The organism is Campylobacter helveticus, assembly GCF_002080395.1.
GTDB classification, from domain to species: Bacteria; Campylobacterota; Campylobacteria; order Campylobacterales; family Campylobacteraceae; genus Campylobacter_D; species Campylobacter_D helveticus.
Genome location: NZ_CP020478.1, coordinates 365,674 through 387,996 on the forward strand (window position 1 = coordinate 365,674; position 22,323 = coordinate 387,996).

Genomic DNA, 22,323 nt, shown 5'->3' on the forward strand with positions numbered 1-22,323 from the left:
TTGAATATGCAAAAAAGTAAAACGGATTTATTTTTAGAGCTTGCTAAGCCTGATAAAAAAGGATTTTCAAGGTGGGTAAGTGTAAGCGAATTTGTAGGGGAATATAAAACCTTGCAGCTTGGCAATGGCGGAAGCTGGTGCAGAGCAAGTAGCAGCTTGGCGAAAAAATATATTTTAGAATTTGATAAATCCCGTACAAGTGGCAATGCTATTGATGCGATAAAGTTGCAAGGCTTTAATCCACATAAATCTTTCAATCAAAACATACGAAAAGATATTAAAGATTTTTATAAGTCCCAAAAATGCGTAATGTTAGGCGTGTGTGGCAAGAGTGAAAATACACACATTGAAATAGACCATAAAGATGGGCGAAAAAATTCTGCATGTGTGAGTGATTTGCAAAATCAAAGCTTGCAAGATTTTCAGCCTTTGTGTAAGGTGGCAAATGATATTAAGCGTCAAATTTGTAAAACCTGCAAACAAACTAATATCCGCTGGAGTGCAAAAAATATTAAGGGTAATCCTTATGATTTTTATGCAGGCGATGAGCATTATACAAAAGAGCTAGGCTGTGTGGGCTGCTATCAATACGACCCTGTGGCATATCGCAAAGAGAGCGCAAAAAGAATCGCTAAAGAAGCAGCAGATTTTATCGCTCAAAAACTTTATAAAGATGAGATGCGATGAACTACATCGGATCAAAATTTAAGCTACGCTCATTTTTGCAACAAAGCATAGAATCTACACTCAAAAATCACAATGCTAAACCACTTAAAGATTCTATCTTTTGTGATATGTTTGCAGGCACGGGTGCAGTAGGCAGAATCTTTAAATCCAAAGTCAAGCAAGTAATCAGCAATGATAAAGAATATTATAGCTTCGTGCTTAATCAAAACTACATCGGCAATCATCTGCCATTGCCGCGCGCGCAGAATCTGCTAGAGATTCTTAACGATACACGCCTTACCCCCTCAAAAAAAGGCAAGATTTTTACTCACTATGCGCTTGGCTCTGGGAGTGGGAGGCAGTATTTTAGCGATGAGAATGCGATGAGAATTGATGGGATTTGCTCTAAGATTCTACAATGGCACAAACAAGACTATATTAACCAAAATGAATACTATTTTCTTTTAGCTTCACTTTTAGAATCTGCCGATAGCGTGGCAAATACGGCTTGTGTGTATGGGGCGTTTTTAAAGAATCTGAAAAAAAGCGCGCAAAAGCCACTTATTCTAACTCCTGCGACATTTGAATGCAATGAAAATCATCATAAGGTTTTTAATGAAGATTCTCAAAAACTCATCACACAAATACAAGGAGACATACTCTATCTTGACCCACCTTATAACGCTAGAGAGTATGGGGCAAATTATCATTTGCTTAATTCCATTGCGCTCTATGATGATTTTATCCCGCGTGGTAAAAGTGGGCTTAGGGCGTATGATAAAAGTGCGTATTGTAAAAAGCGCGAAGTAGAATCCGCGCTTACATTTTTGCTTGAAAATGCAAAATTTGAGTGGATATTTCTAAGCTATAACGATGAGGGACTTTTAAGCCTAGAGCAAATAGAAAAGCTTATGCGTAAATACGGCACATATTCTTGCGTGGAGCAAAATTATCAACGCTTTAAGGCAGATTCTGCAAGAATTCAAAAACAAAATCAAACGATAGAGTATTTGCATATTTTGCATAAAAAGTTAGAAAATGCAAAATGATATAAAGATAAATAAATTTTCGTTATAATAAAACAAAAAGGCACATAATGAAAACCTTGACAATCATAGATACATTTGGATTTTTCTTTCGACTTTATTATGCTTTGAAAAATTTTACAAGCTCAAAAGGTGAACCAAGTGGTATGGTGAGTGGATTTGCGAATTTTATTTATTCTCTTAAAAATGAATATAAAAGCGATTACATTATTTTTGCTTTGGATTCTAAGGGCAAAACTTTCCGTAGTGAAATTGACCCAAATTATAAAACAAATCGCACTCCACCCCCACCTGAACTTTTAGCTCAAATTCCCATTTGTATCGAAATGATAGAAAAAATGGGCTTTGTAAGCATTTCTAGGGAAAATTATGAAGCCGATGACATCATCGCTTCTGTGGTAAAAAGCTGTAAAGATAAAGATATTTTTGTGCGTATTATTACGCAAGATAAAGATTTATATCAACTTATCAAAGATGAAAAAGTGAGTATTTATAGTCCTATTTCCAAAAATGACTATGATGAGGCGGCTTGTTTGGAAAAATATGGGGTAAAGCCCTCGCAAATTAAAGATTTTCTAGCACTTTGCGGAGATAGTGCGGATAATATACCGGGCGTTAAAGGCATAGGTGCTAAGGGAGCGAAAACCCTGCTAGATGAATTTGGTAGCATTGAGGCGATTTATGAAAATTTAAGTCTTGTGCGTAACGAAAGAAGTAAAAAATTGCTTTTGGAGGGCAAAGAAAATGCATTTTTGAGTAAAAAACTTGCCTCTTTGTATGAGGATTTAGAGCTTAAAGACTTGATAGAAAAAAGTGTTTATACGCAAGAAGAGCCACTTTTAAAAGTTATCGAGTATTTGGAGCGTTTTGAGTTAAATTCTTTACTTAAAAAGCTTAAATTAAATCCTCAAAATCAAAATAAAAATCTAGGCTTTAAAGCCACTTTAATTGTCGATGAAAATATACTTTTTGAGAAGCTTGAAAACCTTGAAAGTGAAAGCATCATAGCCTTTGATACGGAGACGACGGGACTTGATGTTAAAGAAGCTAAGATAGTGGGTTTTAGTTTTTGTTTAAATGAAAACGAAGCTTTTTATGTGCCGCTAACGCATAATTATTTGGGAGTGGGGGTTCAAATTTCAATGCAAGCTGCTAAAAAGGCTTTGGAAAAAATTTATTCTCATTTTATCGTTGGACATAATTTAAAATATGATTTTGCCATAGTGGAAAATAATTTTTCACTTCCTCCCCCTAAAAAATACGCTGACACAATGATACTTGCGTGGCTTTATAATCCTTCTTTGCGTGTCAATATGGACGATTTAGCCCTAAGGCTTTTTTCTTATGAGACCTTGCATTTTGAAAGCGTAGTAAAAAAGGGAGAAAATTTTGCTGGTGTTGAGCTTGAAAAAGCTTGTAAATATGCTGCTGAAGATGCTTATATTACTTTAAGATTTTATTTATATTTCTTAAAAAATTTAGAGCCAGATTTATTAAAACTTGCTTTTAAAAGCGAATTTGACTTCATCGAAGTTTTGAGAAAAATGGAGCAAAATGGCATTAAGCTTGATACGCAAAAACTTCGCGAACTAATGCAAAATTTCGAAAATGAAATCAAGCTTTTGAGTGAAGAAATTTACACTCTTTGCGATGATAAATTTAATCTTAACTCTCCCAAACAAGTTGGAGATATTCTTTTTATTAAACTTGGCTTACCAAGTAGCAAAAAGGGCAAAACAGGTTTTTCTACCGATGAAAAAGTTCTTGAAAGCCTTATAGATAAACACCCTGCGGTGAGTAAAATTTTATCTTATAGGGAATTAGCTAAACTTTACTCAACTTATTGTGAGCCTTTGCTAAAACTTGCGTTAAAAGATTCAAATTCACGCATTCATTCTAGTTTTTTACAAACAGGCACTGCCACTGGACGCCTTTCATCAAAAGAGCCAAATTTGCAAAATATCCCAGCTCACGGACAATACGCTAAAAAATATAAATCTTGTTTTGTGGCGGAGGAGGGTTTTAGTTTTATTAGTCTTGATTATTCTCAAATCGAACTTAGAATGTTGGCACATTTTAGCGAAGATGCAAAGCTTTTAGAGGCTTTTAAAAATGACGAGGATATACACGCAAGAACGGCGATAATGATTTTTGGTGAAAACAATTATGAAACAAGAAGCATAGCTAAAAGCATTAATTTTGGACTCATTTATGGTATGGGCTATAAGACTTTAAGCCAAAATTTAAAGATTGAGGCGAGTTTGGCTAAAACTTACATTGAAAAGTATTTTAATAATTTCACAAGTATAAAAAGCTTTTTTGAAAAAGTGAAAAATGAGGCAAGACAAAATCATTTTATCAAAACGCTAAGTGGAAGAAAGCGGTATTTTGATTTTGAAAATGCTAAACCTATGCAAATAGCAATGTATGAAAGAGAGAGCATTAACTCCATACTGCAAGGCTCTGCGGCTGACATTATCAAACTTGCTATGTTAAAACTTTGCAAAGATTTGAACGAGGATAAAAGGCTTATTTTACAAATTCACGATGAGTTGATTTTCGAAGTGAAAGATGAATTGTGTGAAAATTTTGAAAAAAGAGCTAGGGATATTATGGAAAATATAGTAGAATTAAAAGTTAATTTAAAAACAAGTTCAAGTATCGCTAAAAATTGGGGAGCTTTGAAGTCATAAGGAGAATTTGAATGGATTTAACAACCATACTTGGAATGGTATTTGCGGTTACTAGTATCTCTGTTGGGGATATTTTAGAGGGTGGAAACCCTTTGCATGTTTTACACTTTTCTTCTTTTCTTATCGTGATGCCAACAGCAGCATTTTGTTCGATGACGGGAACACACAAAAAAATTGTTAAAGCTGCTTATAAAGAGCTAAAAGTTGTTTTTAAAGGCTCTGGCGTAAATTTGCCAGAACGCATCGCTCAACTCATAGAGTATGCCATTATTGCTCGTAGAGATGGGCTTTTGGCACTGGAATCAAGAACAAATGAGATAGAAAACGAATTTTTAAAAAACGCAATGATGATGCTAGTGGATGGTAAAAGCTTTGAAGAAATCCACGAAAGTATGGAAATACAAACCGAGCAGCTTGAAGAACATTATAAAGAATGTGCGGAGTATTGGATAGTTTTTGGGGAAACCTGCCCTACGATGGGACTTGTTGGAGCGGTGTTTGGACTCATCCTTGCTTTGAAACTTTTAGATAATCCTCAAGCAATGGCTGCGGGAATTTCTGGTGCTTTTACAGCAACGGTTACGGGGATTTTTGGGGCTTATGCGCTTTTTGCCCCTTGGGGAAGAAAGATGAAAGCAAATGGAATGGATTTTGTTAAAGAGCAAGTTGTGATTACTGAAGCGATTAAGGGTATAGCTGAAGGGGCTAATCCTAGAGACTTGGAGGCGAAGCTTTTTAACTTTTTGGGACACGACGATGTGCGTATTTCTCAATTTGACAAAGGTTAAGAATGGCTAAAAAACATAAGTGTCCTGAATGTCCAGCGGGTGAAAAGTGGGCTGTGCCTTACGCGGACTTTTTAAGTCTGCTCTTGGCACTTTTTATCGCACTTTGGGCTATTTCTGAAACCAACCCAGCTAAGGTAGAAGCTCTTAAAACGGAATTTGTTAAAATTTTTGACTACACGACAACTCAAGCAGTCAAAACGGAAAGTGAAAATACCGAAAAACACGCAGGTGCGTCAAGAACACCAAGTGATGAAGTTGAAGCACTTAAAAGACTAACTTTAAGCCAACAAGAAACAATTAGAAAGCTTAAAGCGGCACTTGACCAGTCAGAAAATCAAATCGCTTTAAATCTTCCCTCACGCGTAGAATTTGCTAAAAATAGTGCTCAAATTGTCTCTGCGGATGTGCAAGATTATCTTAAGCGTATGGCACAACTTTCTTTAAGTTTGCCACCACAAGCAAAAATTGAAATTCGTGGTTTTACAGACAATAGCGACACTGCTTTGAGAAGTTTTGAGCTAGGTTATGAAAGAGCTAAGGCGGTAATGAATTTTTTTATCGAGGGTGGAGTTAGTGTAGAAAAACTAAGCATCAAAAGCTATGGATTCAACGAGCCTTTACTAAATCATTCTCCAAGCGACCTTGCAAATAATAGGGTTGAAATTTATTTTAAAGTCGATATAGACGATAATAACGCGCAAAAATCTGTGCTAGAACTCATTCAAAGGGCTAATTAGCCCTTAAACCAAGTAGCGATTTTGTCAAACAAACCTTTTTGTTCGTGGTGCATTCCATCTTTTATACCAAAACTTTCGCTTAGTTGTTCTAAAAGTTTTGTTTGCTCATCATTGAGTGTGCTTGGAAATTTAATGGCAATTTGCACAATTTGCTTACCGATGCGTGAGCTACGCACATTTTTAACGCCCTCATTTTCTAGCACAAATCTTTGTCCATCTTTAGCACCTTTTGGCAAATTTAAAGTTGCCTCACCGCGTATAGTTGGCACTTTTACACTCTGTCCCAAAATGGCTTGAGTGAAGAAAATAGGAAATTCGATATAAATATCTTCATCATCACGGATAAAAGTCTCATCTTCTTCTGCGTGAATTTTAACAAATAAATCCCCCCTAGTGCCGCTTTTTGTAACATTTCCTTTTTCGCTTACCCTTAAATTCATTCCGCTATCAACACCCTCAGGCACCTTAAGCTCGACTTTATCCTTAAGCTCTTCAAAGCCAAGCCCTTTACATTGCGGACATTTATCACTTGCATAGCTTCCACTTCCATTACAATCAGGACAAGTTTGTGCAAAAGATAAAAAGCTTTGCTTCATAACGATTTGCCCCCTGCCGTGGCACTTAGGACAAGTTTGCATTTTTCCATCTTTTGCTCCACTTCCACTACAAGTTTTACAAGAACTTTTGTAAGTGAAATTTAACTCTTTTGAGCAACCGAAAATAGCCTCTTTAAAACTAAGATTTAGCCCTATAACAAGTTCAGCGCTAAATTTATTTTCATTTTGGTTTCTGCGGCGTGATTTTCCACCACCAAAACCTTCCCCAAAAAAACTTGTAAAAATATCTCTAATATCTTCAAAATCGCCAAAACCAGCCCCACCACCAGCTCTACCTTTCAAGGCTTCTTTGCCATATCTATCATAAATGGCTCTTTTTTCATCATCACTTAAAACTTCATAGGCTTCGTTGATGAGTTTAAATTTATCCTCAGCTTCCTTGTCGCCTTGATTTCTGTCTGGGTGGTATTTTAAAGCAAGTTTTCTATAAGCCTTTTTAATACTTTCCTTATCGGCATTTTGTGTAATTTCCAAAATTTCATAGTAGCTTATTTCCACGCATTTTCCTTAAATCAGTTAAAAATTGTGATTTTATCAAATTTAAATTAAAAAGTTATAAATCTACATTATAAAAACTCCATTTGGTCCCTTAAGAAAATTGCCTCAATTATACAAAAGTTAAGCAAAAATAAGATAAAATCGCAAATTCATCAAAAAAAGGAAAAAAATGAACGCCAAAACACAAAATTTAGAGCTTGAAGAATTATTTAAAGAAAATCAAGAAGACTACATTACCTATGAAAAATTAGTCAAATATCTTAATAAACCAAATGCCACGGCGATAAAGAAAATTCGTGCTTTGATGAAAAAATATAAGGTCGAGCTTTACTCCGCCGCACAAATCGCTCAAATGCAAAATATAGCCGATGCCAAAAGATTAAAAGAAGAAAAACAAAAACTTCAAGATACAGGCTTAGAAAATGAATTTAATTTAGCAAATGAAAATGACCTTTTGGAATGGAGTCGCTCAGATTCTCCTGTGCGTATGTATCTTCGTGAAATGGGGCAAATTGCTTTATTAAACAAAGATGAAGAGGTTGAAATTTCAAAAAAAATTGAACTTGGTGAGGATATTATCATCGATGCATTTTGCTCAGTGCCTTATCTCATTGATTTTATCTTAGACTATCAAGAGCCTTTAATTAATAGAGAAAGGCGCGTAAAAGAGCTTTTTAAAAGTTTTGATGAAGAAGAAAAAGAAAATGACAAACTCGATGAGCTTGATGAAGAAGAGAATGATGAAGATGGCGAAAATGAAGAGGAAAAAAAATTTAAAAAACCTAACAAAAAGGAAGATGAGCGCACCTTAAAAGTAATGGAAAAATTTAAAGCTCTAGAAAAAGCAAAAAAAGAATGGCTTAAGGTTTCTAAGGATTCTAAGGCTAAAGAAAGTGATGATGAGCTTTTGGATAAATTAAGTATCGCTTTTAAAAAGAATATTTTAAAAGAAAAATTAATGGATTTGGGACCGACTTCAAAACTGATTAGCGAGATAGTTAAGTCAATGGAAACAGCCCTTAAGAGCGATGATGAATTTGATAAAGAGCTTAAGCGTTTAGAGTATCGTTTGCCTATGTTTTCAGACGAACTTAAGGCAAGACACGCTGATATTTTAAGGGAAATTACTAAATTAAGCAAAGATGAAATTGCAGAAAAAGCTATGGAAACAACTATGGTAAGCACTTATATGGAGATAAAAAAGCTTTTTCAAACTAAAGAAGCGAGTAAGAAAAGTTTTGATTTAGAAAAAGGACGCTTGAAAGAAATTTTAGAGCAAATCAAACGAGGTAAAAAAATCTCCGATGAAGCTAAGGGTAGAATGGCAAAATCAAATTTAAGGTTGGTTGTAAGTATAGCGAAGCGTTATACTAATAGAGGTTTACCTTTTTTAGACCTTATACAAGAGGGAAATATAGGCTTAATGAAAGCTGTGGATAAATTTGAGTATAAAAGGGGCTATAAATTTTCTACTTACGCGACTTGGTGGATAAGACAAGCTATTTCAAGAGCCATAGCTGACCAAGCAAGAACAATAAGAATTCCTATCCATATGATAGAAACCATCAATCAAATCAACAAAATTATAAGAGAGCATCTTCAAAAAAATGGCAAAGAGCCAGATGTCAATGTTATCGCTAAAGAGGTTGGGCTTAGCGTGGATAAGGTGAAGCAAGTGATTAAAATCACCAAAGAGCCTATTTCTCTTGAAGCGCCTATTGGAAGTGAAGATGATGGGAAATTTGGAGATTTCGTAGAGGATAGAAATTCCCTTTCCCCTATGGATAATATCTTAAAAGATGACTTAAAAGAGCAAATTGATGAGGTGCTCGACCAGCTAAATGATAGGGAAAAGGCTGTTATTCGTATGCGTTTTGGTTTGCTTGAAGATGAAAGCGATAGAACTTTGGAAGAAATAGGCAAAGAGCTTAATGTAACACGCGAGAGAGTAAGACAAATCGAAAGTTCTGCTATTAAAAAATTAAAACATCCAAAAGTTGGGCGTAAGCTTAAAAATTACATTGAGGGGTGGAAATAAGCCTCTTCAAAAGGCTTATTTCATAAATTAACGGCAACCGCAAACTCCACAACAACCCCCACCGCTTTTAATAAAGCTTTCAACTGCTTCAAAATTTGGCATTTCTGTAATTTCTTTAACAAGCTCTTTATATGCAATTTTTCCATCTTTAATCACAAAAACGGCTCTAGCTAAAAGTCCTTCTAAAACGCCATTAGCGATTAAAACACCATATTTTTCTCCAAATTCTTTAGCGACAAAATCACTTGCTACTGTGATATTTTCGATGTTTTCCGTGCTACAAAATCTTCCCATAGCAAAAGGCAAATCCATACTCACAACGATAACTTCAGCATCTTTAAAATTTGCAATTTTTTGGTTAAATTCTCTTGCTTCTGTCGCACAAACAGGAGTATCTAGACTTGGCACACTGAGTATAATTTGTGTTTTGCCCTCTTTTGCTATCTCCACAGCACTTAAATCCTTAGCTTTAAGATTTAATTTAGGAGCCACCGTTCCAACTTCTACTGCATTTCCCTTTAAATCAACAGGGTTACCTTTAAAATTTACTGACATTTTTTCTCCTTATTAATAAGTTTCACCATAGCGAGGATGGTTTCTGTGATACATTCCACCGCGGTTCATTCCCATACCGCTCTGTCTATAACTACCACCTAAATTCCACATTGCGTTTTGTAGGATGTTTTGCCCCTCTTCGCTTTGGGTAAATTTGATAAATTCTTGCACTTTCTTATTTTTCAAAGCTTTTTTTGTGGGAGCCAATTCTGTGGCTTTGTAGGTTGCAAATTCCTCTCCCGCTTCGACAAATAACGCTTCATTTCCTAAAGTTTTTGCCCAGTGTGAAGCTGCGATTAAAACATCAATGCTTTTATTTTGTTTCCATAAGTCTAAAGCCTCCTCAGGACCTCTTGCATATACAACGATGTTTTTTCTCAGTTTAGTTAAATTATCTTTATTACCCATTTTAAGAGCCATAGCCTCATAGCTGTTATGCCCTCCGTTCATTACCATAACCTTAACTTTTTTATCTAAAATATCGTTAAAATTTGTAATTTTTAAGGGATTATTAGGACGCACAATTAAACCTGTTTGACGCAAGTTAATCACGCTAATGTCCTTTATGCTTAAATTTGGCATTAACTCAATGTATCTATCCATAGTTCTAACATTTGGCGCATAAACTAAATCCGCATTCTGCACAGCCCTATGAATCCAAGTTCTAGCAGATCCTGAAGTAACGATAACTTTCTCCCCGCTTTTCTTCTCAAATTCCATCGCCAATTCTCTCATAGCTGGTGCTGCTGCACTGGAGCCATAAACTAAAATTTCGGCACTCAATAAACTAGCTGCCAAAGTGCTTAAAACTAATAGTTTTTTCATTATGTCCTCCTTTCAAAATGAAATCAACTTATACTAACACTTAAAAGTTAATAATCTTCCTTACAAAGTCCCGCTTCGACTAAAAAACAAGATGGCTTATAATGCGTTTTTTTGTCTTTATCATATTTGGCATAGCTGAGATAGAGGATATTTTTTGCTCTTGTTACGGCAACATAAAAAAGTCTTCTTTCCTCCTCTAAACTCCCTCCCATAGCCATTAATTTTTGATTTGGGAAGCGATTTTGCGCTAAATCCACCACAAAAACCAAGTCAAATTCAAGTCCCTTACTTGCATGCACACTGAGTAAATTGACACCCTTGCCATTGCTCATCTCGCTTGAGCCTAAAGTTAAAAAATTATAATACTTATAAATATCGCTATAATTTTTTGCAAACTCTTTTAAGACACCGAATTTTGTTTCTATTTTTTGTAAATTTTCACCTTTTCTTAGCAAATCAACCTGCCCAGCTTTATTAGTCGCTCTTTTTGTTGCAAGTTCTTCGCAAATTTCTCTAAAAAATTCGTTACTAAAAATGGAATTTAGCACCTCTAAAGAGTGTTTTTTATCCTTTGTTTCTTTAAGGAAAAAATAAAGCTTTTCCAAATTTTTCGCACAATTTTCGTTAATTTTAGAAAGTTGTAAAATGGGGTGTGCGTGAAATTCACTTTCGAAATTAAAGCGTCTTTCACTTGCCAAATCGTCTAAATCTGCAAAAAGTCCAAGTTCATAATTTCTTTTTTGATAATTTTTTAAACTCACGCTTTTATCAGGCTCTAAAAAACCTTTAACCAAATTTCCATCTCCAAGTTTTAAAAGCGCGTCAAAAATATCTTTTGCCAAAACGCCGCCAACGCCTTTGGTGTATTGTATAAGGTGGATAAAAGCCATTATATCTTTAGGATTAACGATAAGAGCCAACATCGCACAAAATGCTTTCACTTCCAAGCTTTCAAAAAAGCTCCCACTCCCCTTTCTCACACTTGCAATCCCCCGCTCCCTCAAAGCCACCTCTATACCATCAGCACTAGAATTATTACGGAAAATGACGGCAATTTCTTCTAAGCTTACCCCACTAGTATGTATCATTTTAGCGATATTTTGATATTGAGAAAATAACTCATCAAAAGTTAGCAAACTAGGTGCCTTAAGCTCATCTTGGCGTGTTACGATAAGTTCTTTTGGATAAAGTCTTTCGTTATTTAAAATCACCTTATTTGCAAGGGCTAGAATGCTTTTTGAAGAGCGGTAATTCTTATTGAGAGAAAAAATTTGTGCGTCTAAAAAACGCTCTTTAAAGCCGCCTATGATGTTAATGTCCGCTCCATTAAAAGCATAAATGCTTTGGTCATAATCTCCCACACAAAATAAACTTTTGCTTTCAAATGCCTCTATTATAGAACTTTGGAGGGTATTTGTATCTTGATATTCATCGACTAAAATTTCATCAAATTCATATTTTTGACTTTTTAAAAGCTCTTTTAAATTTAAAAGTAAATCATTAAAATCGACATAATTAAAACGCTTTTTTTCCTCTTCGTATTCTTTTAAAATATCTTCATAAATTTCTGCATAAATGCTTTGTTCATTGTAATTTTGACAAAACCAAGTATAAAATTCCTCATTGTGTGCTTTGTTTTGAAATAAAGAATAAATGTCATACAAATAAGCACTTGCGTAAGGCTTAATGTCGCTTAAATGCGAAAATCTCCTTTTTTCATACACGCTTTTAAGTAGAGTTTTAAGCTCACCGGCTTGTTTTAAGGCAATATCTTTGTTAGCGTCTTTAAGAATCTTATATGCGGTGGAGTGAAAGGTGCCAGCTAGAATTTTACCTGTGATTTTACTATCAAAATATCGCGAAAGGCGCGTTATCATTTCCTTACTCGCTTTATTGGTAAAAGTTAAAAGCATAATTTTTTCAGGACTAATACCTTGCTGCAAAAGAAAAGCTATCCTAGCGACTATGGTGGAAGTTTTACCCGTGCCAGCACTTGCGATGATAAGATTGTGTCCAAAATTTGCTTTGGCAGCTTTTAATTGTTCTTCGTTGAGTTTAGAAAGTGGCATTTTTATCCTTATTAAAAAGGCGTAATTGTAAAAAAAAATTGCTTAAAAAACGAAATTTTGACTTTCTTATAGTATAATGCAAACTTTATCTATTTAAATTTAAGGAAAGTTGTAATGAATGCTAAGGTTTTTTCTATTTTAATGGCTGTTTTGGTGGCTTTAGTTTTAGCACTTGGGGGAACTTATTATTATCTTTTTGAGCGTGATAAAAATAATGCAACAAATGCAACAAGTCCAATTCCTAAGCAACAGCAAACTCTACCACAAGAACCACAAAAAGAGCAAAATTTAACTCAAGAAGTGCAAGAAACAAACGCGACTTTAAATTCTATCGTGCCAATTTTACCCGAAACAAATGCAAGTAATCTGCAAAAACAAGAGCCTAAAAAAGAAGAACTTAAAATCAAGAAGCAAGAAGAAAATAAAACTTTAGAGAAAGATTTGCCAAAAATCGCTAAAAAAGAAGAGAAAAAGCCAAAACCTGTTTTAAAAGAAGAGAAAAAACAAGAGCAAAAAACTCCAAAACAAATTCGTTTAAGCACTATAAAAGAGTATCAACAAAAGGGTAAAGATAGTCGTTTTGAGCCAAAACTAAGCTCTTCTACTATGAAAGTTTATGTAATGCATGGAAAAGCTTTAACTCAGTATAGAATTGAGCTTTTAGAAGATATGCTTATCCCTGTTCAGGCGAGGGCGCAAGATTATAATTTAAGTGTTTTTATAGAAATGTTGCCAAAACACAAAATGAATGTAAGCATTTACAATAAAGATATTATTTTTTCCGACAAGAAAAAGGCTTATAAATACATCGACATTAAGCAATTAGCCCCTTATCTTAACAATCCTGCAGAATTAAATTCTAAGGTTAGAAGAGAAGAGATTATCGAAAGGCTTGAATTTAAAAGCGAGGAAGAAACTAAGGGAAGCGATTTTGCAAGACATATTAAAAGCTTAAAAAGGGGACTTGAAACCGCTCAATTTTTCTTCCCTTTCACGGAAATCATTGAGATTAAATCTCAAAAATAGGAATTTAACTTAATGTATGATAAAAGTTTAGAAAAAAAATATTACGAGCTTTGCGAAAAGCGTGGGTATTTTGAAGTCGATTCAAACAAAGCGATACAAAAAGAGGGTAAAAATTTCTGCATTATGATGCCACCGCCTAATGTTACAGGTGTTTTGCACATAGGACACGCTCTTACTTTTACTTTGCAAGATATTATTACCCGCTATAAGAGAATGGAGGGTTATAAAACCCTTTATCAGCCGGGGTTAGACCACGCAGGTATCGCTACGCAAAATGTCGTAGAAAAGCAACTTTTAGCACAAGGCATTACAAAAGAAGAGCTTGGGCGCGAAAAATTTATCGAAAAAGTGTGGGAGTGGAAAGAACAAAGCGGAGGCAAAATTTTAGAACAAATGCGGACTTTAGGCATAACTCCTGCTTGGAGTCGTTTGCGTTTTACTATGGACGAGGGCTTAGCAAATGCCGTAAAAAAAGCTTTTGTGAAACTTTACAACGAAAAGCTCATCGTGCGGGGAAATTATATGGTAAATTGGTGTACCCACGATGGTGCTTTAAGTGATATAGAGGTTGAATATAAAGAAAATAAAGGCAAACTTTATCATATAAAATATTTTTTAAAAGATAGCGAGGATTTTTTAGTCGTCGCTACTACGCGTCCTGAGACTTTTTTTGGTGATACTGCCGTAATGGTGCATCCTGATGATGAACGATATATTAAATTCATAGGCAAAGAAGTGCTTTTGCCACTTTCTAATAAAGCAGTGAAAATTATAGCCGATGCTCATGTGGATAAAGAATTTGGCACAGGCGTAGTTAAGGTAACCCCAGCTCACGATATGAACGACTACGAAGTAGGCTTAAGACATAATTTAGAATTTATAAGTGTTTTTGATGAAAAAGGAATTTTAAATGAGCATTGCTTAGAATTTCAGGGCTTAGAAAGACTTGAGGCTAGAGAAAAAATAGTCCAAAAACTCGAAAATTTAGGTTTTATCGAAAAGATAGAAGAGCATCATAATCAAGTGGGTTATTGCTATCGTTGTAATAATATTGTAGAGCCTTATATCTCTAAACAATGGTTTGTCAAAAAAGAAATTGCTCAAAAAAGCATAGAAAAAGTCGCTTTAAATAAGACGCAATTTTACCCTAGCCACTGGGTCAATAGCTTTAATGCGTGGATGAGAGATTTACGCGATTGGTGTATTTCAAGACAGCTTTGGTGGGGACATCAAATTCCTGTTTATTATTGTGAGTGTGGTAATGAGTGGGCAAGTGAAAACACACCTCAAGTTTGCCCAAAATGTAATGGTGTGAATTTTCATCAAGATAAAGATGTGTTAGATACTTGGTTTAGTTCGGGTCTTTGGGCTATGAGCACACTTGGCTGGGGAAATGAAAACTGGAGCGAAGGAACGCTTTACCAAAAAGAAGATTTGAAAAATTTTTATCCAAATTCTTTGCTGATTACGGGTTTTGATATTTTATTTTTCTGGGTCGCTAGAATGATGTTTTTAAGCACTGATGCCTTAGAAAATTTACCTTTTAAACACATTTATCTTCACGCCTTAGTCAAAGATGAGCAAGGGCGTAAAATGAGCAAAAGTCTTGGAAATGTCATCGACCCAAATGAGAGCATTAAAGAATATAGTGCCGACATTTTGCGTTTCACCCTTGCTTTGCTTGCGGTGCAGGGCAGAGATATCAAACTGAGTAATGATAAGCTTTTGCAAGTGAGAAATTTCACAAATAAAATTTATAACGCGACAAATTATCTTCTTTTAAATGAAAGAAAATTTGAGGATTTGGAAAATATCACGCTTCAAAATGAGCTTGCCAAATTCATTCACGCAAAATTTCAAGAATGCCTAAAACAAGTGAGGGAAAATTTAGAAAATTATCGTTTTAATGATGCGGCAAATTATCTTTATCGGTTTTTTTGGGATGATTTTTGTGATTGGGGGATTGAGCTTAGTAAAGCACAAAAGAATAGTGTAAAAGAGCTAGGAAGTATTTTTAAAGAAGCGTTAAAAGCCTTGCACCCTTTTATGCCTTTCATTAGTGAGTATGCTTATCATCGATTAAGCGGCACTGAAATCGAAACTACGCCTTCTATAATGATAAGTGCTTATCCAAATTTAGGTCCTAAAGATGAAAATATAGAACGCACTTTTTCTTTGCTCATAGAAAGCATTATTAGCATACGCCGTGCCAAAAGTTTGATAGAGCTTGGTAATGCTAAGATAGAAAAGGCTTACATCAAGCTTAATAATACTACAATGCAAGATGAAATAGAAAAGCATAAGAATTTTATCACTCTACTTGCAAAATGTGAGAATATAGAATTTATCACTCAAAAATTAGATAATGCAATTTGTGATGTGAGTGAAAATTTAGAAATTAATATTAAGCTTGATAATATAGACCTAAGTGCGATTATTTCAAGACTTGAAAATCAAAAATTAAAACTAGAGAAAGAATTTAGCAAAATTAATGCGATGTTAAGTAATGAGAAATTTCTATCCAAAGCACCAAAAGACATTATCCTACAAAATCAAAATGCCTTAAATAATCTTAAAGAGCAATTTGAAAAGGTGCAGATGGAACTTAAAAATTTAAGGGGTTAATTTGATAAAAATACAAAATTTGCAAAAATATTATGGTAAAGAGCTGGTTATCAACGATGTTTCTTTGGAGATTAAAAAAGGTGAAATTTGTGCCATAGTGGGACATAGTGGAGCTGGTAAATCTACACTCTTAAGGTGCATTAATGGGCTTGAGACCTACCAAAAAGGTAGTCTTAAGGTTTTTGATTTAGAGATTAAAGACCTCCTTGAAAATGAGCCTGAAAAGCTTAAAAATTTAAGAAAAGATGTGGGAATGATTTTTCAAAATTTCGCCCTAATGAACCGCAAAAATGTTTTTGAAAATATTGCTATGCCATTAAGAACGCACTATACCCAGTGTAAAATGATGGCGAGTTTGTTTAGAAAAGATTACATGAGTGAAAATGATATTAAAAAGAGAGTTAATGAGCTTTTGAACATTGTGGGTTTAAGTCATAAAAAAAATTCTTATCCTAAAGAATTAAGTGGAGGACAAAAGCAAAGAGTTGCTATTGCAAGAGCCTTAGCGCTTAATCCTAAAATTTTATTAAGCGATGAAGCCACATCAGCACTTGACCCTAACACGACTAAAAATATTTTAGAGCTTATCCTTAAAATCAATAAAGAATTTGGCATTAGCGTTGTTTTAGTAACACACGAAATGGAAGTTGTCAAGGATATAGCGCAAAAAGCTATTTTGCTCGAACACGGACAAATTATTGGTAGCGGAAAAATTGATGAGTTATTTTTAAAGCCTAATGCTAAGATGAGAGAATTTTTGGGAGAAAGCGATTTTTTACCAGAAAATGGACTAAATATCAAGCTTTATTTTCCTAAGGAAGTCGCTCAAAATAGCGTTATAACGCATATGGCAAGGACATTAAATATCGATTTTAACATCGTGTGGGGTAAAATTGAAAAACTCAACGGCGTGGCTTTAGGAAATTTGGTTATTAATATTGATGAAAAAGATAGGGAAGAAGTTTTAGCTTATATAGAAAAAAGTGGTGTTTTATGGGAGGTGTTTAATGGGTGAATTTTTGACTAGATTGACTGGGTTTTTTACTGAAAGTTCTTGGCAGGGTATGAAGGAAACGCTTGTGGCTTCTGTTACAAATTTTTCTCAAAATTATGATTTGATTTTGAAACAAGCCTTAAATGAAACCATCTATATGAGTTTAATGAGCGTTTTTGTGGGCTTTTTGTTGGCTATTATTCCAGGGATTTTACTTGCGATTTGGGGTCGTGATGGCATTAGAGAGAATTCCTTTGCTTACGCTATTTTGGATTTTATTACAAATATTTTAAGGGCTTTCCCCTTTCTTATTCTTATCATCGTGCTTTTGCCGCTTTCTAAAATCGTTGTTGGCACAAGCATAGGAACAGATGCTGTTATCACCCCTCTTTCCATAGGTATAGCACCTTACTTGGCTAAAATGATTGAAAGTGCTTTTAAAGAAGTTGATAAAGGTGTCATAGAGGCAGCAAAATCCTATGGTTCTAGTGATATACAAATCATTTTTAAGGTCATTTTCGTAGAAGCCCTGCCAAATATCATTGGTGGCTTAACCCTAACTTTAATTTTTACCATAGGTTTTTCGGCTCTTGCTGGGACAATTGGCGGTGGAGGACTTGGCGATGTAGCGATTCGCTATGGTTATGAGCGTTTTGATAGCGTGATGATGATACAAACTGTTGTTATTTTGCTAATTTTAGTGCAAATGGTGCAAATTTTAGGTAATTTCTTTTATGCTTGGACTAAGGATTGCAAAGAAATTTACATTATCGTGGGGCTTATTTTGATTGATTTGGCTAAGATAATATTTGATTTCTATCATCAAGAGAATGTAGTACTCGAAGTCTCATTGGGAATTATTTTAAGCTTAATTTTAGTTTTTAAAATAAAAAAGCAGAGAAATTTAAATAATTAATATTATATTAATAATTTTTAAGTTAGAATCAAACCTAATTAATTTTTTGAAAGGATAAGCTATGATGTCTCAGATGTTTTAGCCTGACTATCTTAAAAACTCTTTCTGGTAGTCAGGGCGTAAGATAAGCAAGCACAATGACTTAAAGAAAGGAAAAAAATGAAAATCAAAACGCTACTTTTAGCAAGCCTTTTAGGCTTTACTCTTAATTTAAATGCCGCAGAAAAAATTGTTGTCGCAGCGACTCCTGTTCCACACGCTGAAATTCTAAACCAAGCGAAAGGGGAATTAGAAAAAGAGGGCTATACTCTTGTTGTAAAAGAGTTTACCGACTATGTTTTGCCAAATCTTGCTACAGACAATGGTGAAGTTGATGCAAATTTCTTCCAGCATACACCTTATTTGGAAGAATTTAACAAAAATAAAGGAACTAAACTTGTTAAAGTTGCCAACATTCACATTGAACCTATGGCTGTTTATTCTAAAAAATATAAAAGTTTCGACGAATTAAAAGATGGTGCTAAAATAGCCGTTCCAAACGACCCAACGAATGAAAGCAGAGCTTTGGATATTATCGCTAAAACGGGACTTGTAAGTTTTAATGATAAAGCTTTAAAAACACCGGTTGACATTAAAAACAACCCTAAAAATTTCAAATTTGTAGAACTTAAAGCCGCACAACTTCCTCGTGCTTTAAGTGATGTGGATGTCGCTGTTATCAATTCCAATTATGCGCTTGGAGCTAGTTTAAATCCCGTTAAAGATTCCATTTTTATCGAGGATAAAGATAGTCCTTATGTCAATATCTTAGTCGTTAAAGAAGGAAAAGACCAAGAGCCTAAAATTAAAGCTCTTGTAAAAGCACTTCAAAGCGAAAAGATAAAGAAATTTATCACAGAAAAATATAATGGTGCTGTCGTTCCAGCTTTTTAATCCCTATTGAAAAATAGGGACTTCTCATAAGGAGACACCTATGAATTTCTCAAAAATTATTTTCACACTTTTTTTATTTTCCTCTTTTTTGTTTGCTAATGAAAAGATTATCACCATAGGACTTACGCCTAATCCTTCTGGAATTTTAGTGGAGCATATGAGAGAAGATTTTAAAAAAGAGGGATATGAACTTAAAATTGTCGAATTTTCTGATTATATCCTACCAAATAGAGCTTTAAGTGCTAAAGAGCTAGACGCCAATTTATATCAGCACAAGCCTTTTTTAGATGAGTATAATAAAAACACCAAAAGCGATTTAATCGCAACTACACCTGTAATTATCGCCCCTATGGCTGTTTTTAGTCAAAAATTAAAAAGCCTCGATGAGCTTAAAGATGGTGCTAAAATAGCCATTCCAAACGACCCAACGAATGAAAGCAGAGCTTTGGAACTTTTAGCAAAAGCTGGGCTTATCAAGCTTAATGATAAAAAGCTTAAAACTCCGCTTGACATAGTGGATAATCCTAAAAAGCTTCAATTTGTAGAGCTTAAAGCCGCACAATTACCTCGTGCTTTAAGTGATGTGGATGTAGCTGTGATTAATTCAAACTATGCTTTAGGGGCGAATTTAAACCCAGTTAAAGACTCTATTTTTATCGAAGATAAAGATAGCCCTTATGTTAATTTTGTAGTCGTAAGAGCAGAGGACTCACAAAGTGCAAAAACTAAAGTTATCGATAAGGTTTTAAGGAGTGAAAAACTTCGAAATTTTATCGAGGAAAACTATAAAGATATTTTAATTCCGGGTTTTTAAGGAGGAAAAATGAAAAAAATTATTTTAATTATTAGCTTATTGTTTCATTTTGCTTTTGCAAATGATAAAACCATAATTATAGGTGCTACACCTACTCCACACGCTGAAATCTTGGAATTTAGCAAAGCTTTATTTAAAGAAAAAGGTTGGAATTTGGAAGTGAAGGAATTTGCTGATTATGTGTTGCCAAATTTAGCTTTAGCACAGGGGGATTTAGATGCAAATTTATATCAACATAAGCCTTTTTTAGATGAGTTTAATGCTAATCAAAAAAGCAAGTTAGTCGCAGTAGATAATATCATTTTGGTGCCTATGGCTGGGTATTCTAAAAAAATTAAGAACAAAAGCTTAATTCCACAAAATGCTAAAATCGCTATCCCAAATGACCCTACAAATGAAAGCAGAGCTTTAGATTTACTTGAAAGAGCTGGGCTTATCAAGCTCAATGACAAGGCTTTAAAAACTCCGCTTGACATAGTGGATAATCCTAAAAAGCTTAAATTCCTAGAGCTTAAAGCCGCACAATTACCTCGTGCTTTAAGCGATGTGGATGTAGCACTTATCCCTACAAATTATGCACTTGGAGCAAAATTAAATCCAAAAGATGGGCTTTTTATCGAAGATGAAGGAAGCTTATATGCTATCGTTTTAGCCGTGCAAGAAAAGGATAAAGATGGCGAGAAAGCACAAGTTATCAAAGAAGTGCTAAAAAGCGAAGCGATTAAAAAATTCATTGAAGAAAAGTATAATGGTGCTGTAATAAGCCTATTTTAAGGGAAAATATGAGGAAAATTTGCTTTGTATTTTTGTTTTTATGGCAAATTTTAGAAGCTGGAAATTTAGATCTAGTCAAAGCTGCCTTAACTAAGGAATATCAAAATAATTTTCCTCAAATTGCTATCAAGCAAGTCGATTTAAAAATCACTTCTTTGCCTAGGGACTTTGAGCAATTTGAATTTTTGCGGATTGCCAATGGGAAATTTAATAAATCTCAAGGTTTTTTAAGAGCGGAGTTTAAAACCCCTCAAAATATCTCCAAAAATGTTTTTTTTCGTTATTTTATCCGTGCAAATTTAGAAGTTTTGCGTAGCACAAGAGCGATAAAAAGGGGTGATAGGCTTGGTGCGCTTGATTATAAGATAGTTCTAATGGACTTTGATAAAGTTCCAAGTAACGCCTTGGGAGTAGAGGATTTAAATAATCTTCTTGCCAAAAGCAATATTAACAAAAACACAATTTTAAGACAAAATATGTTTAAAACCACAGCGATAATCAAACGAAACGACCAAGTTATAGGCGTTTTAAAAGATAGTGGCGTTGATGTTTTAATTGAGCTTGTTGCTTTACAAAGTGCAAATTTGGGCGAAAGAATTCGCGTTAAAAGCAAAGATGGAAAGGTAATGCAAGGCGTGGTTATGGGTAAAAATAGGGTTTTATTACAATGAAGATTTTGCTAGGAATTTCAGGCTCTAGTAGTGTGCATTTAGGACTTAAAATTCTTGAAATTTTAGAACAAGAAAGTGAGCTTTTTTGCATTATTACTAAGGGGGCTAAAAAGAGTTTTGTGGCGGAAAACAAGCAAAATTTAGAGCAAATTTGTAAGAAATTTCACAAATGCACTTTTTTAGATGATGAGGATTTAAGCGCTGGGGTTTCAAGTGGCTCTTTTGGCATTGAAAAAACTTTAATTGCGCCTAGTTCGATTTCTACACTAGCTAAAATTCACGCTGGTTTTTGCGATACTTTACTCACGAGAGCTTGTGCGGTAGCTCTAAAAGAGCGTAGAAAACTCATCTTAGCTGTGCGTGAAATGCCTTTTTCCACGCTAAATTTGGAGCATATGGCAAAACTTTCTTCAATGGGTGTTGTGATAGCTCCACCCATTTATGCAAGTTATGGTGGGGTAAAAAATTTAGAAGATTTTGAAAATTTTATCGTTGGAAAATGGCTTGATTTGTTAGAAATTCGGCACAATTTATATAAAAGATGGAGTTGAAATGTGCATTTTTATTTTTGTGATGTGCATTTTTAAAAAGAATGTGTAACTATCCCTAAATAATTTTAATAAAAAACCTAAATAATGGAACTTTAAAAGCCGTAAAAGTTGGTTTTTATCTTTCCCAATTTAAAGCATGGATTATCCAAATATTCCAATGTCCGTTTTGTCCAAAAAATTGATTAAAGGTTGTTTAAGGGCAACTAACAAAGGATATTTCGCTTTAAAATTCTTGCCTAGAACACTATTTTATCGCACTAAGCATAGTTATATTTTGCTTAAAATGGTTTTATATCTTGATTTTGATGTAATTATTTAATCGTTTAAGTTTTCTAAGAAAGTTATGTGAAACTTAAAGTTTTTTTTAAACATAAACTTAAAAACATTTTCTTTCAAATTGCAATCTTTTCCTTTTCTTTTTGTAATTTTATGTTCATATTCAAGGAAAGACTTAAAAGAAGTGTTAAAGATATTCTTGCAAGTGGAG

Annotated in this window: 19 protein-coding genes; 15 read left to right on the top strand and 4 right to left on the bottom strand. The window is 34.3% G+C overall.

The features are described from left to right. Positions 1-6: 6 nt before the first annotated feature. From CHELV3228_RS01975 to motB, 5 genes are read left to right on the top strand one after another with little or no spacing between them, the layout of a single operon-like run. A complete protein-coding gene (locus CHELV3228_RS01975) occupies positions 7-687 on the top strand; it encodes a restriction endonuclease (protein WP_082200727.1) in 681 nt (226 codons plus the stop codon). Further along, positions 684-1,715 carry a DNA adenine methylase gene (locus tag CHELV3228_RS01980; protein WP_082199296.1) on the top strand — a complete coding sequence of 344 codons (1,032 nt, stop codon included), beginning with the start codon at positions 684-686 and terminating at the stop codon, positions 1,713-1,715. The genes CHELV3228_RS01975 and CHELV3228_RS01980 overlap by 4 nt, the downstream gene beginning before the upstream one ends. A gap of 47 nt (positions 1,716-1,762) precedes the next feature. After that, positions 1,763-4,405, top strand: a complete 2,643-nt coding sequence (gene polA / locus CHELV3228_RS01985) for a DNA polymerase I (RefSeq protein WP_082199297.1) — start codon at positions 1,763-1,765, stop codon at positions 4,403-4,405. Positions 4,406-4,416: 11 nt separating this feature from the next. Next, entirely contained in the window at positions 4,417-5,193 is a 777-nt protein-coding gene (gene motA, locus CHELV3228_RS01990) for a flagellar motor stator protein MotA (RefSeq protein ID WP_082199298.1), read from the top strand. A gap of 2 nt (positions 5,194-5,195) precedes the next feature. After that, on the top strand, positions 5,196-5,930 hold the full coding sequence (motB, locus tag CHELV3228_RS01995) for a flagellar motor protein MotB (protein ID WP_082199299.1): 735 nt from the start codon (positions 5,196-5,198) through the stop codon (positions 5,928-5,930). Here the strand turns inward: motB and dnaJ are convergent. Continuing rightward, positions 5,927-7,045 carry a molecular chaperone DnaJ gene (gene dnaJ / locus CHELV3228_RS02000; protein WP_082199300.1) on the bottom strand — a complete coding sequence of 373 codons (1,119 nt, stop codon included), beginning with the start codon at positions 7,043-7,045 and terminating at the stop codon, positions 5,927-5,929. The genes motB and dnaJ overlap by 4 nt on opposite strands. Before the next feature lie 169 nt (positions 7,046-7,214). Between dnaJ and rpoD the strand changes: the two genes are divergently transcribed. Beyond that, on the top strand, positions 7,215-9,083 hold the full coding sequence (gene rpoD / locus CHELV3228_RS02005; protein WP_082199301.1) for an RNA polymerase sigma factor RpoD: 1,869 nt from the start codon (positions 7,215-7,217) through the stop codon (positions 9,081-9,083). 27 nt (positions 9,084-9,110) lie between these two features. Here rpoD and tpx read toward each other — a convergent pair whose 3' ends face one another. From tpx to CHELV3228_RS02020, 3 genes are read right to left on the bottom strand one after another with little or no spacing between them, the layout of a single operon-like run. Then, complete coding sequence (tpx, locus tag CHELV3228_RS02010) at positions 9,111-9,638, bottom strand: thiol peroxidase (RefSeq protein ID WP_082199302.1); 528 nt, start codon at positions 9,636-9,638, stop codon at positions 9,111-9,113. A gap of 12 nt (positions 9,639-9,650) precedes the next feature. Continuing rightward, entirely contained in the window at positions 9,651-10,463 is an 813-nt protein-coding gene (locus CHELV3228_RS02015; RefSeq protein ID WP_082199303.1) for a substrate-binding domain-containing protein, read from the bottom strand. Positions 10,464-10,510: 47 nt separating this feature from the next. Beyond that, positions 10,511-12,532, bottom strand: a complete 2,022-nt coding sequence (locus CHELV3228_RS02020) for an ATP-dependent helicase (protein ID WP_082199304.1) — start codon at positions 12,530-12,532, stop codon at positions 10,511-10,513. Between the two features lie 114 nt (positions 12,533-12,646). Here CHELV3228_RS02020 and CHELV3228_RS02025 point away from each other — a divergent pair, with 114 nt between their 5' ends. From CHELV3228_RS02025 to CHELV3228_RS02065, 9 genes are all read left to right on the top strand, one after another. Then, a complete protein-coding gene (locus tag CHELV3228_RS02025; RefSeq protein WP_082199305.1) occupies positions 12,647-13,558 on the top strand; it encodes a hypothetical protein in 912 nt (303 codons plus the stop codon). 12 nt (positions 13,559-13,570) lie between these two features. Continuing rightward, on the top strand, positions 13,571-16,183 hold the full coding sequence (locus CHELV3228_RS02030) for a valine--tRNA ligase (RefSeq protein WP_082199306.1): 2,613 nt from the start codon (positions 13,571-13,573) through the stop codon (positions 16,181-16,183). Position 16,184: 1 nt separating this feature from the next. Next, a complete protein-coding gene (locus CHELV3228_RS02035; protein ID WP_082199307.1) occupies positions 16,185-17,198 on the top strand; it encodes a methionine ABC transporter ATP-binding protein in 1,014 nt (337 codons plus the stop codon). Then, positions 17,191-18,093, top strand: a complete 903-nt coding sequence (locus tag CHELV3228_RS02040) for a methionine ABC transporter permease (RefSeq protein WP_082199308.1) — start codon at positions 17,191-17,193, stop codon at positions 18,091-18,093. The genes CHELV3228_RS02035 and CHELV3228_RS02040 overlap by 8 nt, the downstream gene beginning before the upstream one ends. Before the next feature lie 159 nt (positions 18,094-18,252). After that, entirely contained in the window at positions 18,253-19,026 is a 774-nt protein-coding gene (locus CHELV3228_RS02045; RefSeq protein WP_082199309.1) for a MetQ/NlpA family ABC transporter substrate-binding protein, read from the top strand. A gap of 40 nt (positions 19,027-19,066) precedes the next feature. Beyond that, positions 19,067-19,840, top strand: a complete 774-nt coding sequence (locus CHELV3228_RS02050) for a MetQ/NlpA family ABC transporter substrate-binding protein (protein ID WP_082199310.1) — start codon at positions 19,067-19,069, stop codon at positions 19,838-19,840. Between the two features lie 9 nt (positions 19,841-19,849). Beyond that, positions 19,850-20,614 (top strand): MetQ/NlpA family ABC transporter substrate-binding protein, encoded by a 765-nt coding sequence (locus CHELV3228_RS02055; protein WP_082199311.1) that lies wholly within the window; start codon positions 19,850-19,852, stop codon positions 20,612-20,614. An 8-nt stretch (positions 20,615-20,622) separates the two neighbouring features. After that, complete coding sequence (flgA, locus tag CHELV3228_RS02060; protein ID WP_082199312.1) at positions 20,623-21,285, top strand: flagellar basal body P-ring formation chaperone FlgA; 663 nt, start codon at positions 20,623-20,625, stop codon at positions 21,283-21,285. Further along, positions 21,282-21,836 carry a UbiX family flavin prenyltransferase gene (locus tag CHELV3228_RS02065; RefSeq protein ID WP_082199313.1) on the top strand — a complete coding sequence of 185 codons (555 nt, stop codon included), beginning with the start codon at positions 21,282-21,284 and terminating at the stop codon, positions 21,834-21,836. The genes flgA and CHELV3228_RS02065 overlap by 4 nt, the downstream gene beginning before the upstream one ends. Positions 21,837-22,323 lie beyond the last annotated feature (487 nt).